General features: G+C 34.6%; 20 protein-coding genes and 2 other annotated features. Of the genes, 16 read left to right on the top strand and 4 right to left on the bottom strand.

The window, feature by feature from the left end:
* The first annotated feature begins 126 nt into the window (after positions 1-126).
* The 12 genes from speD to ACFQ18_RS03095 all read left to right on the top strand — a co-directional run bounded on the left by speD (position 127) and on the right by ACFQ18_RS03095 (position 9,771).
* A complete protein-coding gene (gene speD / locus ACFQ18_RS03150; protein ID WP_047185374.1) occupies positions 127-507 on the top strand; it encodes an adenosylmethionine decarboxylase in 381 nt (126 codons plus the stop codon).
* A 161-nt stretch (positions 508-668) separates the two neighbouring features.
* A complete protein-coding gene (locus tag ACFQ18_RS03145) occupies positions 669-1,046 on the top strand; it encodes a hypothetical protein (RefSeq protein WP_047185373.1) in 378 nt (125 codons plus the stop codon).
* A 38-nt stretch (positions 1,047-1,084) separates the two neighbouring features.
* Complete coding sequence (gene nrdR / locus ACFQ18_RS03140; protein ID WP_047185372.1) at positions 1,085-1,552, top strand: transcriptional regulator NrdR; 468 nt, start codon at positions 1,085-1,087, stop codon at positions 1,550-1,552.
* Between the two features lie 30 nt (positions 1,553-1,582).
* Positions 1,583-2,938: a replication initiation and membrane attachment family protein gene (locus ACFQ18_RS03135; RefSeq protein ID WP_047185371.1), complete on the top strand. Its 1,356-nt coding sequence runs from the start codon at positions 1,583-1,585 to the stop codon at positions 2,936-2,938.
* A gap of 17 nt (positions 2,939-2,955) precedes the next feature.
* Positions 2,956-3,882, top strand: a complete 927-nt coding sequence (gene dnaI, locus ACFQ18_RS03130; protein ID WP_047185370.1) for a primosomal protein DnaI — start codon at positions 2,956-2,958, stop codon at positions 3,880-3,882.
* Positions 3,883-4,017: 135 nt separating this feature from the next.
* Positions 4,018-4,875, top strand: a complete 858-nt coding sequence (gene ytxC, locus ACFQ18_RS03125) for a sporulation protein YtxC (RefSeq protein ID WP_047185369.1) — start codon at positions 4,018-4,020, stop codon at positions 4,873-4,875.
* Positions 4,876-4,930: 55 nt separating this feature from the next.
* Positions 4,931-5,157 (top strand) — a binding site (T-box leader).
* Between the two features lie 68 nt (positions 5,158-5,225).
* Positions 5,226-7,175: a threonine--tRNA ligase gene (gene thrS, locus ACFQ18_RS03120; protein WP_204797698.1), complete on the top strand. Its 1,950-nt coding sequence runs from the start codon at positions 5,226-5,228 to the stop codon at positions 7,173-7,175.
* Between the two features lie 245 nt (positions 7,176-7,420).
* Positions 7,421-7,542 (top strand) — a sequence feature (ribosomal protein L20 leader region).
* A gap of 65 nt (positions 7,543-7,607) precedes the next feature.
* Positions 7,608-8,114, top strand: a complete 507-nt coding sequence (infC, locus tag ACFQ18_RS03115) for a translation initiation factor IF-3 (RefSeq protein ID WP_047185366.1) — start codon at positions 7,608-7,610, stop codon at positions 8,112-8,114.
* Between the two features lie 31 nt (positions 8,115-8,145).
* Entirely contained in the window at positions 8,146-8,340 is a 195-nt protein-coding gene (gene rpmI / locus ACFQ18_RS03110) for a 50S ribosomal protein L35 (RefSeq protein WP_047185365.1), read from the top strand.
* 53 nt (positions 8,341-8,393) lie between these two features.
* Complete coding sequence (gene rplT / locus ACFQ18_RS03105; RefSeq protein WP_047185364.1) at positions 8,394-8,750, top strand: 50S ribosomal protein L20; 357 nt, start codon at positions 8,394-8,396, stop codon at positions 8,748-8,750.
* A 65-nt stretch (positions 8,751-8,815) separates the two neighbouring features.
* Entirely contained in the window at positions 8,816-9,085 is a 270-nt protein-coding gene (locus ACFQ18_RS03100; RefSeq protein ID WP_225344043.1) for a DUF1294 domain-containing protein, read from the top strand.
* Positions 9,086-9,198: 113 nt separating this feature from the next.
* Positions 9,199-9,771: a TVP38/TMEM64 family protein gene (locus ACFQ18_RS03095; RefSeq protein WP_047185362.1), complete on the top strand. Its 573-nt coding sequence runs from the start codon at positions 9,199-9,201 to the stop codon at positions 9,769-9,771.
* Between the two features lie 70 nt (positions 9,772-9,841).
* Here ACFQ18_RS03095 and ACFQ18_RS03090 read toward each other — a convergent pair whose 3' ends face one another.
* On the bottom strand, positions 9,842-10,234 hold the full coding sequence (locus tag ACFQ18_RS03090) for a hypothetical protein (protein WP_047185361.1): 393 nt from the start codon (positions 10,232-10,234) through the stop codon (positions 9,842-9,844).
* Positions 10,235-10,561: 327 nt separating this feature from the next.
* Here ACFQ18_RS03090 and ACFQ18_RS03085 point away from each other — a divergent pair, with 327 nt between their 5' ends.
* Both ACFQ18_RS03085 and ACFQ18_RS03080 read left to right on the top strand, forming a co-directional pair.
* Positions 10,562-11,050, top strand: coding sequence for a dUTP diphosphatase (locus ACFQ18_RS03085; protein WP_047185360.1), 489 nt, complete (start codon positions 10,562-10,564; stop codon positions 11,048-11,050).
* 192 nt (positions 11,051-11,242) lie between these two features.
* Positions 11,243-12,328: a M42 family metallopeptidase gene (locus ACFQ18_RS03080; RefSeq protein WP_204797697.1), complete on the top strand. Its 1,086-nt coding sequence runs from the start codon at positions 11,243-11,245 to the stop codon at positions 12,326-12,328.
* Between the two features lie 277 nt (positions 12,329-12,605).
* Here the strand turns inward: ACFQ18_RS03080 and ACFQ18_RS03075 are convergent, their stop codons facing one another.
* The 3 genes from ACFQ18_RS03075 to sspI form a co-directional block, all read right to left on the bottom strand.
* A complete protein-coding gene (locus tag ACFQ18_RS03075; RefSeq protein ID WP_204797696.1) occupies positions 12,606-13,046 on the bottom strand; it encodes a cell wall hydrolase in 441 nt (146 codons plus the stop codon).
* A 416-nt stretch (positions 13,047-13,462) separates the two neighbouring features.
* Positions 13,463-14,062 (bottom strand): lytic transglycosylase domain-containing protein, encoded by a 600-nt coding sequence (locus ACFQ18_RS03070; protein ID WP_047185356.1) that lies wholly within the window; start codon positions 14,060-14,062, stop codon positions 13,463-13,465.
* 146 nt (positions 14,063-14,208) lie between these two features.
* A complete protein-coding gene (sspI, locus tag ACFQ18_RS03065) occupies positions 14,209-14,427 on the bottom strand; it encodes a small acid-soluble spore protein SspI (RefSeq protein ID WP_047185355.1) in 219 nt (72 codons plus the stop codon).
* Positions 14,428-14,524: 97 nt separating this feature from the next.
* Between sspI and ACFQ18_RS03060 the strand changes: the two genes are divergently transcribed.
* Both ACFQ18_RS03060 and pheS read left to right on the top strand, forming a co-directional pair.
* A complete protein-coding gene (locus ACFQ18_RS03060; RefSeq protein ID WP_047185354.1) occupies positions 14,525-15,274 on the top strand; it encodes a TrmH family RNA methyltransferase in 750 nt (249 codons plus the stop codon).
* A gap of 365 nt (positions 15,275-15,639) precedes the next feature.
* Entirely contained in the window at positions 15,640-16,674 is a 1,035-nt protein-coding gene (gene pheS / locus ACFQ18_RS03055) for a phenylalanine--tRNA ligase subunit alpha (RefSeq protein WP_047185353.1), read from the top strand.
* Positions 16,675-16,680 lie beyond the last annotated feature (6 nt).

Here is a 16,680-nt window from a genome sequence, read left to right as displayed (position 1 = left end):
TGTTACGATTTGAAAACGAAATGATGTTTTCTGCTTAAAGGGTTAGGACCTCATCCGTACTAACTTTCCCCCGTGGCAGAAAATAAAATAAAAGAAGTTTCTAATGTCTTAAGGGGGAATGTAGTAATGGATACAATGGGAAGACACGTAATAGCTGAACTATGGGGATGCAATATAGACAAATTAAATGATATGGGGTTAATCGAACGTATTTTTGTAGATGCTGCTTTAAAAGCAGGGGCAGAGATTCGTGAAGTTGCCTTTCATAAATTTGCGCCACAAGGTGTTAGTGGTGTCGTGATTATTTCGGAATCCCATTTAACGATTCATAGCTTTCCAGAACATGGATATGCAAGTATTGATGTATTTACTTGTGGAGATATTATTGATCCGAATGTTGCAGCAGATTTTATTGCTGAAGCGTTGGAATGTAAGTCTTATGATCGTGTGGAGATACCGCGGGGAATGGGCCCAATAAAAGAAAAAGACTTTGAAAAAGTATATTAATCATAATAAGTTAATCGAAAATCCGATTTTAAATAAGAATAAAAGGGCTGACTCTTCACGTCAGCCCTTTAATTATGTAATTCACTATTACTTTTTTTGTTAGAGGAAATTGTTAAAACGTGTTACAATATAGGGTAAACAATAGGTCGGGGAGAATGGATATGTCGATTAATAGCAAATTTCGTACTTTTTTTGGTAACCATTTAGAAACGGGTGAGGATCGCTTAGATAAGTCATTGAAAACACGTTATTATAAAGCAATGAAAGATAAGGTTTTTCAAACGCTTGAAAACTTCTTTCAAGCTAGTTCTGAATTCGAAATAAATTCTTTATCAAAAGAACGTGGGGAAATGAGTGTTATTACAAAAAAAGGAAAAAGAGCTTTTATTGTAGTAACAGTCATTATGGTAAGCCCTAATAAAACTGCTGTTGATTTTTCGGTATCTTTAGATTCCGCGATTCCATTGAATTTTGGATATATTACTAAATTAATTAATCGACTATATGATAATTTAAATAAAGAGTTACCGCAACTTTAAATACACCAAGTTTGATAACGATGAATGGGGTTGTAAGGATGAAGTGTCCCAACTGTCAATATAAAAACACAAAAGTTTTTGATTCGCGTCCCACTGATGAAGGAAGATCCATACGTAGACGCCGAGAATGTGAAAACTGTAATTATCGTTTCACTACTTTTGAAAGAATGGAAGAGCCACCTTTAATTGTTGTGAAAAAAGATGGAGTAAGACAAGAATTTTCAAGAGATAAATTAATAAGGGGATTAATAAGGGCTTGCGAAAAAAGACCTGTTCCGTTAGAAAAAATTGAATCAATTGCTTTAGATGTTGAAAAAGAATTGAGAAATGCAGGTTATTCTGAAGTAGATAGTAAGGATGTTGGCGAGAAAGTGATGGATCGCTTGGCGGAAATAGATGAAGTTGCTTATGTAAGGTTTGCTTCTGTTTATCGTCAATTTAAAGATATCACTGTATTTTTAGAGGAATTAAAAGACCTTATTAACGTTGACAGGAAAAATGAATAAAGAGTACTACATAGATAAGGGTGAGAAGATTTGAACTTTATTGGACAAATATTACCGGTTGATGGGTACTATGTATTATTAAAGGATCAATTAACCGCTGATTATACAACATCATTAACTCATCTGTATCAACCGTTAATAGGGATGCAAGCAGTTATGCTGTATCAAACTCTTTTACATGAATTAGAATTCCAGAAAGATTCTCCACAAACACATCATACGTTAATGAATTATTTAAACATTCCTTTGGATGAACTATATAAAGCAAGATTAAATTTAGAAGGAATTGGTTTATTAAAGACCTATAAAAAACAATTAGAGCAGTCAACTATGTTTACTTATGAAATACAATGTCCTTTTTCACCTAATGATTTCTTTCATGATGCAATGCTATCTCAATTACTATATCATCAGTTAGGGCATGAGAAGTTTTCTATGCTTAAAAATAGATATAAAGTGACTACTCATGGGGATTTAGGAGAAAATATTACGGCATCCTTTAACGATGTATTTCAAACTTTTACTCCAACGCTAGAAGTTGTAAAACCTATATCTAGTAATGATTTAAATAATGATACAACCAATTCTGTTGATTTGCATTGGATGGAACAAATGTTAAAGCAAAGAATGATCCCAGTTGGACAAGTTTTAACACCTGATAATCGGAAATTAATTTCACAAATGATGGAATTATATGATTTGGATAACTATGAAATAGAAAAATCTATTTTATGGGCATTAAACGAGGAAAACCTCTTAGATTGTGATGAATTCAAAAATGCCTGTCATGATTTATTTAAATCTAAGCATAACAATGCTACTATAAAATTAACGGAAAGAATTACTTTTCCTAAGCAGAAGGAACAAACGGAACCGAAAACCAAAGAGGAAATGTTAATTCAAAAATTAGAAACTATTTCGCCTAAACAGTTGTTAGAAGATTTGTCTGGTGGCCATCAAGCTTCCGAACAGGATATGAAGATTATACGCGATGTCATGACTTCTCAAGGATTACCTTCACCAGTAATGAATGTTCTTATACATTATGTTTTATTACAATCAGATATGAAATTATCCAAAGCCTATTTAGAAAAAATTGCTAGTCACTGGTCACGAGCGAAAATTAAGACTGCAAAAGAGGCAATGGAATTCGCTAAAAAAGAAAGAGATAAATTTCAAAAAACGAATAATAAAAAACAAAATTACAATTATACCAAAAGAAATACAAAGGAAATTATTCCGGATTGGTTTAAAGAAAGAAAGGGTAATCGTAAGGAAAGTCAAACAGAAAATCCACCAATAAATTCCAAACAACCAATAGTAAACTTAGAAGAAGAAAAGGCAAAATTACATGCTTTGTTAAATCAAAAGCAGAAAAATAATTGATCTCAAGGATGGTTTATATGGAACCTATTCAAAGCTCTTTATCAAAGTGGATGAAAGAGAATAAAAATTTTCAGGAAAATTACACTAAAATAAGGAGTGAAGTTTTAAACGACCCTGAAATTAAGGAGTTTTTATCTTTACATCCAGAAATATCAAATAGTGAACTAAATAAAAGTTTAGTAAAGCTGTATGAATATAAGACCCAATCTAAGCAATGTGATCAATGCAGCTCTTTTAATGAATGTCAAAACATGTTGCAAGGGTACTCGCCTATTCTGCAAGTGGAAAATGGCGAAATTCATCTTGCTTATGAAAAATGTCATAGCCGTATTATGATAGAAAAAGAACAATCTCAACAACAACTTGTTCAAAGTGTCCATGTGCCCAAAGAGATATTACAAGCATCGATAAATAACATTGATGATGATAAAAATCGAAATAACGGGGTTATGGAAATGTTTAATTTTTTACGTGAAGCAAGTAATAAGTTGCCACGTAAGGGTATTTACTTTTATGGACCTTTTGGGGTTGGTAAAACATATTTCCTCGGTGCATTAGCGAATGAGTTAAAGAAAATGAACATCTCATCTATGATTATTTATATGCCAGAGTTTGTCCGCGAAATTAAGTCATCTTTTAAAAATGATACAACAAATGAAAAGATAGAATACTTTAAAAAAGCAGATGTACTTATGTTGGATGATATTGGTGCAGAAATGCAGTCATCTTGGTTTCGGGATGAGATTTTAGGTTCTGTATTACAATACCGAATGATGGAACAGTTACCTGTTTGTTTTACAAGTAATTATAGTTTAGAACAGTTGGAAGGAGTTTTGGCTTCTACTAGGGATGGTGTAGAGAAAGTCAAAGCCGGAAGAATTATCGAACGAATAAGACAAGTAAGTAAAGAAGTGCCAATATATGGAGAAAATAGAAGAAACTAACGTAAACTAGTATGTAAAAGTACTAGTTTTTCCTTTTTGGCAGTAAGAAAAATACTAGTTTCTGTGGTTTAATCATTTTTTTACACCTTTGTCCATATAATGTAACAGTTTGATTGTGGATGAGGGTGATGGTATTTGCTTGGGGTATATTTTGAATCAGAAAAAGAAGTACTAATATTTTGTGAAAAATTATTCCAACGTGATAAAAATATTGAATTGCATTGGAAACATCAAGAAGAATGGGGGATTCTTCTCCAAATTGAATCAGAAATACATGATTGCAAATTCGTAAATGTAATGGCGAAATTGATGGCTGAAGTATTCATTGGACATCGATTAGGAAACATGATTAAAGACATTATTAAGAAAAAATATTATTTTTCAGATTATGAAGAGATAAAAAGGATTCATGAAATAACAAATTGGATATTGTCAGGGAATAATGCTGAAAGTTTTCTGCACCTAGAAAGAACTGAAAGGGATCACCCGAAGGATTTATTGGAAGGATTATTTTTAAATCATATAAAAGATACAGATACTATACATTATGATTCCATCGTAAAGTTTGGGCTAAAAGAATTCAGGAATGAAATGATTGATTATGTAGGACTAGCGATAGACGAATATAAGAGAGAAGAAGAACATCAAGCGTTTATTAACTCTTTACGCACATATATTAGCCAAAAGGATCCTGGAATTCCAGTCATTCATATTTTACAAGGTAGTTCATTTTCCTTTTATTCAGAAGATGGAGAAGTCCTTTCAAAAATGGATTTACAAACTTTAATGCAGAAAGAACCCTTATACCTATTTGGATTAGATGAAACTGAAATGAATTTATCGCCACTAATTGCGATGGCGCCAGAGAAAGTAAAAATCTACGGTGATGATCCCGCCGAACCAAAAACATTAACCGTCATTAATGTTTTCCAAGAAAAAGCGGAATTCCAACCTACTCGAGAATTTCCTTTTTATAATATGAAAAACCAATAGCACTTGCAATTATAATTTTATAGAGCTATAATACACTTTAGATTCATTATTGAAGTTAAAAGTTACGATAAGGACATGATTATTTTGGATACATATAGATTAGAGAGGGAAGTCGTTTGGCTGAAAGCTTCCTCTATAGGCCTGAATAATTACCACCTTTGAACTCTTTTCCAGAAGTTATAGTAAGGAATAGCGTATCATCTGCGTTAAAGATGTAGAGCCGCTAATTTTAGCGGGAACTAGGGTGGAACCACGAACTATTATACTACGCTCGTCCCTTTTGCGTTATGCAATTGGGATGGGCGTTTTTTAATTTAATATATGTTTACAGATAGAAAGGAGCAAGCAACATGGCAGAAGAAATTAAAATAATATTTCCAGATGGTAATGAAAAAGGATTTCCAATTGGAACAACTGGTGAGGAGATTGCAGCATCCATTTCTCCAGGATTAAAGAAACAAGCTATAGCTATTAAATTAGATGGTGAACAAGTAGATTTAAGACGCGAACTTGATCGTGGTGGGAAAATAGAAATCTTAACTTATAAAAATAATGAATCTATAGATATCATGCGCCATTCCACAGCACATTTAATGGCTCAAGCGATTAAACGATTATATAAAGACGTTCAATTTGGTGTTGGACCTGTAATTGATGAAGGATTTTATTATGATTTAGACATGGAATATAAAATCACCCCAGAGGATCTTCCTAAGATCGAAAAAGAAATGAAACGTATTGTCGATGAGAATCTTGAAATTAAGCGAGTAGAAGTTTCACGTGAAGAAGCGAAAGAACGTTTTCGCGAAATTAATGATGAACTGAAACTTGAATTAATTGATGATATTCCAGAAGGGGAACAAGTGACTATTTATGAGCAAGGTGAATACTTTGATCTATGTCGAGGAATTCACGTTCCTTCCACAAGTAAAATTAAAGCATTTAAACTTTTAAGTATTTCAGGAGCTTACTGGCGTGGGGATAGCAATAATAAGCAGCTTCAACGTATTTATGGAACTGCATTTGAAAAACAAAGTCAATTGGACGAGTATCTTCATATTTTAGAAGAACGTAAGGAACGTGATCATCGTAAGCTAGGTAAAGAATTAGGGATTTTTACCGTCTCTCAAAAAGTTGGACAAGGTCTACCGTTATGGCTTCCTAAAGGGGCAACTATTCGTCGTACAATCGAACGTTATATTGTGGATTTGGAAGAACGTTTAGGATATGATCACGTTTATACACCTGTACTGGGGAGTAAGGAGCTATATGAGACAAGTGGACATTGGGATCATTATGATGATGATATGTTCCCACCGATGGAAATGGATAATGAAACATTAGTATTGCGTCCAATGAATTGTCCACATCATATGATGGTATTTAAAAATCAACTATGGAGCTACCGTCAATTACCAGTAAGAATTGCAGAACTTGGAACGATGCATCGTTATGAAATGAGTGGTGCGTTAGCGGGACTTCAACGTGTTCGTGCAATGACTTTAAATGACGCTCATATCTTCGCTAGACCAGATCAATTAAAAGAAGAATTTACTCGTGTTGTAGAATTAATTCAACATGTATATAAAGACTTTGGAATTGAAGATTACTATTTCCGTCTTTCTTATCGTGATCCAGAGGATAAGGAAAAATATATTGACGACGATGAAATGTGGGAAAAAACACAATCCACTTTAAAACAAACAATGGACGACTTGAATTTGGATTATGTGGAAGCAGAGGGAGAAGCAGCATTCTATGGTCCAAAATTAGATGTACAAGTTAAAACTGCTTTAGGTAAGGATGAAACATTATCTACTGTTCAATTAGATGTTTTATTACCTGAGCGATTTGATTTATCTTATATTGGTGAAGACGGGAAAGAACATCGTCCTGTTGTTATTCACCGCGGTGTCGTTTCTACTATGGAACGTTTTGTTGCATTCTTAATTGAAGAATATAAGGGTGCTTTCCCAACTTGGCTTGCCCCAGTACAAGTGAAAGTAATCCCTGTTTCTCCGCAGATTCATTTAGATTATGCGAAGGAAGTTGCGGATAAATTAAGAAGACAAGGTGTTCGTATTGAAGTGGATGAAAGAGATGAGAAAATCGGCTATAAGATTCGTGAAGCACAAACTCAAAAAATACCTTTCATGCTCGTTTTAGGTGACAAAGAAATTGAAAATAATGCCGTAAATGTTCGTCGTTATGGAGAACAAAAATCAGAAACAATTTCCTATGAGGATTTTGAAAATCTTATTCAAAAGGAAATTACAGAACGCAAATTACGTAATAAATAAAGAAGACTTCCATCAAGTTGGGCTTTTCTTTCATCCCCACTGATGGCTAGTCGTACTTATCGGACCTTTACGGGCTGCTCGTCTAGGTGCGATAAATGCAATGGTAGGCCAAGTATGTATTTACACATACTTGGCCTTTGTCGTGAAATATGGTAAAATATGATTAATATCATTCGACTGAGAAAAATATTTGACTAGGTTTCTTAAGTGTGATATACTTTAAAAGTTGAAAATTAAATGATCTCAAAGACAAGTAGAAGCACCCGCTTCTCACCTGTTCGACGCACGTTTCGTGTAGTTGACTGGTTCCAAATTTATTATGTGTAATTGGAATGTGTGGGTGTATTACCGACACTTTTTTTCATGTATGAAGACTTGTCAAATAGATCAGTATCGAAAAAACTTTGGAGGTGTCTGACTATTAGCAAAGATATGAACGTCAATGAAAAGATTCGTGCAAGAGAAGTACGACTTATCGATTCAAATGGGGATCAACTTGGTGTGAAAACACGTCAAGAAGCGTTGGAGATTGCGCAAACTAGAAACTTGGATTTAGTTTTAGTTGCTCCAAATGCCAAACCGCCTGTATGTCGAATTATGGACTATGGGAAATATCGTTATGAGCAACAGAAAAAGGAAAAAGAAGCTCGTAAAAAACAAAAGATTATTAATATAAAAGAAGTACGGTTTACACCAGGTATTGGCGATCATGACTTCGAAACGAAGGTTAAGAACGCAAAAAAATTCCTTGAAAAGGGAGATAAATTAAAAGCATCCGTTCGTTTCCGAGGACGTGCAATCACACACAAAGAGCTAGGACAAGAGGTTTTAACTCGTCTAGCTGAAGAACTTAAAGATGTTGCGACAATTGAATCCAAACCGAAAATGGAAGGTCGTAATATGTTTATGATGCTCGCTCCGATTAGTGAAAAGAAGTAATAGATGCAACATTACGAGGAGGAAATAAATTATGCCTAAAATGAAAACTCATAAAGGGACTCAAAAACGTTTTACAAGAACTGGTTCTGGAAAATTAAAAAGATCTCATGCATACACTAGTCACTTATTTGCTAACAAATCTCAAAAGCAAAAACGTAAACTACGTAAAAGTGCTGTTGTATCTACTGGGGACTACAAACGTATCAAAACAATGTTACCTAAATAATTAGACTATTAATGATAAATATAGATTCGGAAATGTATTAGGAGGGAATTAATATGCCACGTGTAAAAGGTGGAACAGTAACGCGCCAACGTCGTAAACGCGTATTAAAATTAGCTAAAGGTTATTATGGTTCAAAGAGAACTCTATTTAAAACTGCAAAACAACAAGTAATTAAATCTGGTCAATATGCTTATCGTGACCGTAGACAAAGAAAACGTGACTTCCGTAAATTATGGATTGCACGTATTAATGCAGCTGCTCGTCTAAACGGTATCTCTTACAGCAAATTAATGCACGGACTTAAAGTAGCTGGAATTGACATTAACCGTAAAATGTTATCCGATTTAGCAGTTAACGATGAAAAAGCATTTGCTCAGTTAGTAGAACAAGCAAAAGGTGCTTTAAAATAATTTGAAATAAGCCGAATCCATTTAGACATGGGTTCGGTTTTTTATTGCAAACTAGGAGGAAAAAAGTGAATTCCATCATCTATTATATTTTAGGGGTAAACATTGTTGGGTTTATTTTAATGGGAGTAGATAAACAAAAAGCAGTGAAACAAAAATACCGAATACCAGAAAGAACTTTTTGGATCATCGCTTTGTTAGGTGGAGCACCAGGAACCTATATTGGGATGCAACGATACCGTCATAAAACGAAACATAAATCTTTTACAATTGGAATGCCAATCTTCATCATTTTAAACTTCTTTTTGTTTTTCTATTTGTCAGGTCTTGCTAGTTGAACCTTATCATAAATAGCATTTAAGGTCATATAAATGAATAGAAGGTAGAAATCTGAAGTGCAGGGTACTTTTCTCAGGGAGAACAGCTAGAAACTGGCAAAAGGAGGAAAGTTATGGAGTACATTGGGAACTATGTAATGGCGTTTATCGAAATGGGAGGATTACTTTCACCGTTATTATTTATTTGTTTTCATTTAATAAGGCCATTATTCTTTCTCCCGGTAGTATTTGTATGTGTCACAGGAGGAATTTTATACGGGCCGATAGCAGGCACTATTTATTCGGTTGTAGGAATAACCTTATCTAGCGTTATATTTTATGGATTAGTTAATCGGATGCCCAAAAAATTAGATAAACTAATCCGATTGAAACAAAAACTACTAGGGAGTAGCACTACATTAAATACATCCCAAATCGCCATACTTAGACTTGTCCCTTTTATTCATTTTCATCTATTGTCTTTATGCATTATGGAAATATCTTCTGGGATGAAGCAGTACACGAAATCATCTTTATTATCTAACATTCCGTTAGCCATCGTTTATACATGTTTAGGCGGATGGATTGCGAATTTATCCCCATTTCATATTTTCATATTTTTAATTGGTTTACTACCTTTCATTTATTTGGTTAGAAGTAAAGAAATTATTATAAAGTGGCGAGACTTTTTCCAGATGAGTACTTAACAAATAAAAGCCGAAAAATCCAAGTTAATTGGTTTTTTCGGCTTAAAATGTTTTTGTGGAAGGTCTAATACTACTCCATTTTCGTAATAAGTATTTCATTTATAGGATGTTTCCATTTGATTTTTGCATGTGGGTATCTAATAAGTATTTCATTTTCTAAGAAATATAAATCCTCGCGAGTAAACCCTTTCAAATCAAATGGGTCACGAATACTAATATCAATATCCACCACTTCAAATGAATCATCCACCACGCCTATATATTTTTCGCCTTCAAAGACACATCTTTTATACACAAGCTTCAAGTTTTTCTTGCTATTATTCGCTTCATCTACCATATAAAAATGGTTAGATTGTTTTGCAATTTTTAATTGTCTTTCTGGGTTTCTAGTGTACTCGATCCATGTATAAATAAGAAAAGCTATCGCGATAAGGATAAGTATACGAAATAAAATAACTATCATTATGATCGACTCCCTATTTAATTCGTTAATCTCCATACGTATTACTTGATACAATAGTTTCACGAATACTAAAAAATCATGGTACAATCAGAACAAAGGCGCAAGCGCCCGTTTATTGACGTATAGACTGGACTGAGCAGTAGGAGATAAAGGAAACACGGTGAGCGTGAGCGAGCCGATGTTGACTTATCGAACGGAGGTGAAGGAAGTCTACTAGTCACTGGGCGCTGGAGCCGGACGTGGCTATTTCTGTATCTAAGTTATACATAGCCATACAAATTTTATAATTTCCCGACAATAAAAAAGAGAGAGTGAGGATATACATTTATGAATTGGGAAGAATTATATTCCATGCAACAAAGTTTAGACAACCATATTGAATCAAATCACCAATTAAAAAATCAAGATTTATTCCAAGAAAAATACTTAGCTTTACTAGTTGAACTTGGTGAGCTTGCTAATGAAACGAGATGTTTTAAGTTTTGGAGCAACAAATCACGAAATAATAATGATATTATTTTGGAAGAATACGTAGATGGTCTTCATTTTATTTTATCACTTGGATTAGAAAAAGGATATCGATACACTAGTAGAAACCTCAGTGAATTAACACGAGCTGCTGAAACGGAACAATTTAATATAGTATTTGAATCTTGTATAAATTTTTATAAAAATGTATCAAAGGAAACTTATGAACAGCTATTTATGAATTTCTTACTACTAGGAGAAGTATTAGGGTTCAGTGAATCTGACATACAAGTTGCTTATTATAAGAAGAATGAAATAAATTTTGAAAGACAAAATAAAGGATATTAATGTTTGCCCCGCCTAAAAGGGCAGTAAGACTCCCATCTCAAGCTTCTGGGGAAATAAAGAAGGCAGGTGGGAGATCAACTGCCCATAATGGTCCGATAAGTGCGACTAACCATCAGTGGAGGATGAAGGAACGCCCCACTGATGGGAGTCTTCTTTATACAAGGCTCACAATAATAGAAGGAGGTTATATATATGACACAATTAGATGAAACGTTAATCATGCTTAAGGATTTAACCGATGCAAGAGGAATTCCGGGGAATGAGAAAGAAGTTCGTGAAGTTTTTGAAAAATACATTTCACCATACGCGGATGAAATCGAATATGATAATTTAGGTAGTACCATTGCCAAAAAAGTAGGAGATTCCAACGGCCCCAAAATTATGATTGCTGGGCATTTAGATGAAGTTGGTTTTATGGTTACACGAATTGATGAGAAGGGTTATGTATATTTCCAAACAGTTGGTGGCTGGTGGAGTCAAGTGATGTTGGCGCAACGAGTAACCATTCTAGGAGCAAAAGGAGATATAACAGGGGTGATTGGCTCAAAACCACCTCATATTCTTCCGCCAGAAGTACGGAAAAAACCTTATGAAATTAAGGATATGTTTATTGATATTGGTGCTTCTAGTAAGAAAGAAGCAGAAGAATTTGGTGTAAAACCTGGACAATCTATCGTACCTTACTTTGAATTTACACCGTTGAAAAATGAAAAAATGCTATTAGCAAAGGCTTGGGATAATCGCATTGGATTGGCAATCGCAATTGAAGTTTTAAAACAACTGAAAGATGTAAACCATCCAAATGTTGTCTATGGTGTTGGCGATGTGCAAGAAGAGGTTGGTCTTAGAGGTGCGAAAACGGCAGCTAATAAAATACAGCCTGACATTGGCTTTGGCGTAGATGTAGGGATTGCTGGAGATACTCCAGGGATAAAACCATCTGAAGCCGACAGCAAGCTAGGTGAAGGACCTCAAATCATGTTATACGATGGTTCCATGGTTTCCCATAAAGGTCTACGTGACTTATTTATTGAAACTGCAGAAGAAAAAAATATTCCATTCCAATATGCAGCTCTATCAGGTGGTGGGACGGATTCGGGCTCAATCCATCTAACCGCAAATGGTGTTCCGTCACTTTCCATCACCATTGCAACACGTTATATTCATTCTCATGCCGGTATTCTACATCGAGATGATTTTGAGAATGCAGTAAAGCTAATTGTGGAGGTAATCAAGAAATTAGATGCTGAAACGCTTAAAAAATTAATATTTGCATAAGTATGAAACAAGGCTTAGAGAATTTTTACTCAAAGCCTTGTTTTTTGAAAAGCAGTCAAAGAGATTTGCTATATATTTAAGTGCAGTGAAGTAATCTACATAAAAAAATCAACTTTTAACCCCGTCTTAAAATCAGTACGGGGTTATGCTGTTTGAGGTTTTAAAATTAAATAATTCGATTGTCACTTTACAATTGAATATATAAGGATAAAAAATCTATAAACTCTTACCGAGTATACTTAATGTAACTGCTTTAAAGATATCATTTGGAAATTAATTATCCAGAGTACACGCTATCACATGTTCCAGCCGCGGGTTCATAAAAACAATGTTGTTTAAATTGACCAGCAAATGGTTGATTGTACCATGTGGGAGGGCATGGAGCATATGGATTAAAGTACCAAAGGGCATATTTCGCTGGTTGTTTTCTCCAATATTCCAAATTCTGTCTTGCTAACCTTCTTTCAGATTCTCTTGCTCTTTGGTAAAAAACATTGCCTTTTTGAACAGCTTCAAATGAGAAATTTCCTCCTTGCACTTGAAAAATAACATCTTCAATTGTTCTTAACTCATTAAAGTCCACACAATCTGCTACAGCACGATTAACAATTACATTTCCTACATATAGCATCCCTAGTTTACCTTCGCCTTCAGCTTCAGCTCGCATCATCCTTGCCATTAAGTTAACGTCTGCGTTTCGGTAAGCAACTCTTGCCATTTTTTCCACCTCCAGAATATAGTATGAAAAAAAGTTAAATTAATGACATTGTGTGTTAAAAAACTTGGCATTTATCCCATCTTAAGCATCTGGGGAAACAAAAAGGTAGGTGGGAGATCAACTGCCCGTAAAGATCCAATAAGTGCGATTAACTGTTATCACGGCCAAAAGAGCAAGCAATCGTCGAAGAAATGTCCGTGACACGTGTTATCAAGGCCAAAAGAGCAAGCAATCGTCGAAGAAATGTCCGTGACACGTGCTATCACGGCCAAAAGAGCATGCAATCACAGAAGAAAAGTCCGTGATGCCATCAGTGGGGATAAATGGAACCCCACTGACGGTTATTCTTCTTTATACATTCCTAACAACGTAAAAAAACCTCAAGCAAAGACTTTCGCTTGAGGTTTAATGTATGTTTAGGCTAAGTAATGATTCATTATCTTCCGAACGTAATTTTGTGTTTCTTTAAATGGGGGGATTCCGTTATATTTATCTACATTACCGGGACCAGCATTGTAAGCTGCTAATGCTAATTCTGTATTTCCATTATACCGGGATAACATCTGGGCTAAATATCTGGTACCACCCTCGATATTTTGCTTAACATCAAAAGGATTGGTAACCCCTAATCCTTTTGCGGTTGCTGGCATTAACTGCATTAGCCCTTGGGCACCTACTGAACTTCTAGCATAAGGGTTATAGTTTGATTCTTGTTTAATAACAGAGTGAATCAATTTCTCATCTATTTTATATTTACGAGCTATTTCTGTAATTTCAGCATCGTATGAAGAGGTAGGTATGTATGCTTTCTCCATTTTATTAGGTAAGCTCGGTAAAGGATTTGGCTGTTTTTCCTTAATATTTTGATCCGCTATTAGTTCGTTCATTTTATCTTGTAATATATGCTTAAACGTTAGTTCAGCCATAGGGGAACTTTTTACTGAAGAGTTAAAGTGAGAAGTCATATTCACAATAGCTTGAAGTTGAATAAATTGTTGTAAGTCTCTTATTTCCATTTGGTATTCCCCTTTCGTATATTTACTATTTTACGTTTAATTATTGAAATTGGCAATCTCTAAATATGTATCGTAAACAGTATAGGGGGATCTTTGGAAATAAAAGAAATAGATGCAATGAAGCATCTATTTCATATGAGGAGTTTTTAGTTAGTTGCTTGTTTAACACCTTGTTCTAAAGCCTGAACCATTTCTTGTTTATCTTCCGGACTGGATTGCTGCCAAATTAGTTCAAATAATACCCCTAGACCAGGTAGCATTTTTTCTTCGCCAGCTTGTATAGCGTCTACTATTGTTTCTTCTAATTGGTTTTGATCGTTATTAGAGAGATTGTGTAAAATTGCTTTACGAATATTTAGATCCATGGTGACAACTCCTTTGTTTTTTAACTATGGATAGTTTGACCAATGAATGCAATAATATGTATGATAATATGGAGAAAATCGATGAAGGATGAACGAAATGATTACTTCTGTAAAAAATGAGCAAGTTAAAGCATGGAAAAAATTACAAAAGCGAAAAGAACGGACCAATACTCAAACATTTCTTGTTGAAGGGTACCATTTATTACAAGAAGCGAAAAATAGTAATTGGGGTATAAAGGAAATTATCGTACAAGAAGGGGTAGAACTACCATCTTGGTGCGATGATTTTCACATTATTGAAGTAAGTAATAATGTATTCGAGCATATTTCTGAAACGAGAAGTCCACAAGGTATTGCAGCTATAATCGAAATGAAGAAAATGGAAGATGTTGTGGGAAAACATATCTTATTAATTGATTCGGTACAAGATCCTGGTAATTTAGGAACAATTATACGAACTGCAGATGCAGCTGGATTTGATGGGGTCATTCTTGGGAATGGTACGGTAGATTTATACAATGATAAAGTTATACGTGCAACGCAAGGATCTATTTTTCATATTCCGATATTCGAAAAGGATTTACAAAAAGTTATACCTGAATTAAAAGCAGATGGATTTTCCATATGGGCTACAGCATTAGAAGGGGCAACATTATACCATGAAGTGTCAATAGATACGAAAGTGGCTATTGTTCTAGGAAATGAAGGAGCAGGCGTTAATAAAGAAATCATTAATCAAGCAGATAAAATTGTAAAGATCCCCATATATGGACAAGCTGAATCTTTAAATGTCAGTATTGCTGCAGGGATTTTGATGTATTATGCAAAGGATAGTTGCAACAAGTGAAATAATTAACTATAATGTAATAAAATACGAAAAAATGAATGAAATATATGAACGCGTCGAAAGAGTTTGATAACATTCATGAGCGTTACAGGGAGGAAATGTCTAAGACTGTGAGCATTTCCATCGTATGGAATGTTGTCCCTTCACTCTGGAGCTGACACTTGGAGCTAAACAAAATAAAAGATGTGAGTACAAAATATTTTGTTTAAAGAAAGGTGTTCCGGATTTATCCGTTATCAAGTATTGAGTTGGGCACAATTAATGTGCCAACAAGGGTGGTACCGCGAATACAAGTCCTCGTCCCTTATTGGGAATGAGGGCTTTTTTTATTTTCATTCAAATGTAAAAAAAGGGAGGCTAAAATAATGAAAGATCAATTAGAAGCTATTCAAAAAGAAGCTTTGGAAAAAGTAACGCAAGCTGCAAATCTGAAAGAATTACAAGATATACGTGTAAGTTACTTAGGAAAAAAAGGATCCATTACAAAAGTGTTAAAAGGGATGGGAAAATTATCTAGCGAAGAACGTCCAATTATAGGCCAAATGGCTAATGCAGTCCGTGATGCGATTACAACTTCAATTGAAGAGAAAGCGACGAGTTTAGAGCAAGCAGCCTTAGAAAAAAGACTAGAAGAAGAATCTATTGATGTCACATTACCAGGAAGACCTGTTAATATTGGTGGACCCCATTTACTAACAAGTATTGTCGAAGAAATTGAAGATTTATTTATTGGAATGGGATATGAAGTGAAAGAAGGTCCAGAAGTAGAAACAGATTATTTTAACTTCGAAGCCCTAAACTTACCCAAAAACCATCCAGCCCGAGATATGCAGGATTCATTTTATATAACAAATGAACTATTGTTACGTACGCATACTTCTCCGGTTCAAGCACGTACAATGCAGGAGTATGAAGGGAATCAGCCAGTAAAAATGATTTGTCCTGGTAAAGTGTACCGTCGTGATACAGATGATGCTACACATTCTCATCAATTTACACAGATTGAAGGATTATATGTAGATAAAAATGTAAGGATGAGTGATTTAAAAGGTACCTTAGATAAATTTGCTAAAAAGATGTTTGGTGAGGAGCGCAAAATCCGTTTACGTCCGAGTTTTTTCCCATTTACAGAACCATCTGTTGAGATGGATATTTCTTGTAAAGTTTGTCATGGAGAAGGATGTAGTGTTTGTAAAGGAACTGGCTGGATTGAAATTCTTGGTGGCGGAATGGTTCATCCAAAAGTTTTATCCATGGCAGGCTATGATCCAAAAGTTTATTCCGGATTTGCATTTGGAATGGGACCGGAACGAATTGCTATGTTGAAATACGGTGTCAGCGACATTCGTGGTTTTTATACGAATGATGTTCGTTTCTTAAAACAATATCATAAGGCTTAAAGGAGG

The organism is Oceanobacillus caeni (genome assembly GCF_042678465.1).
GTDB lineage: Bacteria > Bacillota > Bacilli > Bacillales > Amphibacillaceae > Oceanobacillus > Oceanobacillus caeni.
This window is presented reverse-complemented; position numbering and strand designations above follow the sequence as displayed.

What these genes read in the sequence shown, in the direction of transcription:
- speD (WP_047185374.1), top strand. Translation starts at nt 127, where the DNA reads ATGGATACAATGGGAAGACACGTAATAGCTGAACTATGGGGATGCAAT.
- ACFQ18_RS03145 (WP_047185373.1), top strand. Translation starts at nt 669, where the DNA reads ATGTCGATTAATAGCAAATTTCGTACTTTTTTTGGTAACCATTTAGAA.
- nrdR (WP_047185372.1), top strand. Translation starts at nt 1,085, where the DNA reads ATGAAGTGTCCCAACTGTCAATATAAAAACACAAAAGTTTTTGATTCG.
- dnaI (WP_047185370.1), top strand. Translation starts at nt 2,956, where the DNA reads ATGGAACCTATTCAAAGCTCTTTATCAAAGTGGATGAAAGAGAATAAA.
- thrS (WP_204797698.1), top strand. Translation starts at nt 5,226, where the DNA reads ATGGCAGAAGAAATTAAAATAATATTTCCAGATGGTAATGAAAAAGGA.
- infC (WP_047185366.1), top strand. Translation starts at nt 7,608, where the DNA reads ATGAACGTCAATGAAAAGATTCGTGCAAGAGAAGTACGACTTATCGAT.
- rpmI (WP_047185365.1), top strand. Translation starts at nt 8,146, where the DNA reads ATGCCTAAAATGAAAACTCATAAAGGGACTCAAAAACGTTTTACAAGA.
- rplT (WP_047185364.1), top strand. Translation starts at nt 8,394, where the DNA reads ATGCCACGTGTAAAAGGTGGAACAGTAACGCGCCAACGTCGTAAACGC.
- ACFQ18_RS03095 (WP_047185362.1), top strand. Translation starts at nt 9,199, where the DNA reads ATGGAGTACATTGGGAACTATGTAATGGCGTTTATCGAAATGGGAGGA.
- ACFQ18_RS03090 (WP_047185361.1), bottom strand. Translation starts at nt 10,234, where the DNA reads ATGATAGTTATTTTATTTCGTATACTTATCCTTATCGCGATAGCTTTT.
- ACFQ18_RS03085 (WP_047185360.1), top strand. Translation starts at nt 10,562, where the DNA reads ATGAATTGGGAAGAATTATATTCCATGCAACAAAGTTTAGACAACCAT.
- ACFQ18_RS03080 (WP_204797697.1), top strand. Translation starts at nt 11,243, where the DNA reads ATGACACAATTAGATGAAACGTTAATCATGCTTAAGGATTTAACCGAT.
- ACFQ18_RS03075 (WP_204797696.1), bottom strand. Translation starts at nt 13,046, where the DNA reads ATGGCAAGAGTTGCTTACCGAAACGCAGACGTTAACTTAATGGCAAGG.
- ACFQ18_RS03070 (WP_047185356.1), bottom strand. Translation starts at nt 14,062, where the DNA reads ATGGAAATAAGAGACTTACAACAATTTATTCAACTTCAAGCTATTGTG.
- sspI (WP_047185355.1), bottom strand. Translation starts at nt 14,427, where the DNA reads ATGGATCTAAATATTCGTAAAGCAATTTTACACAATCTCTCTAATAAC.
- ACFQ18_RS03060 (WP_047185354.1), top strand. Translation starts at nt 14,525, where the DNA reads ATGATTACTTCTGTAAAAAATGAGCAAGTTAAAGCATGGAAAAAATTA.
- pheS (WP_047185353.1), top strand. Translation starts at nt 15,640, where the DNA reads ATGAAAGATCAATTAGAAGCTATTCAAAAAGAAGCTTTGGAAAAAGTA.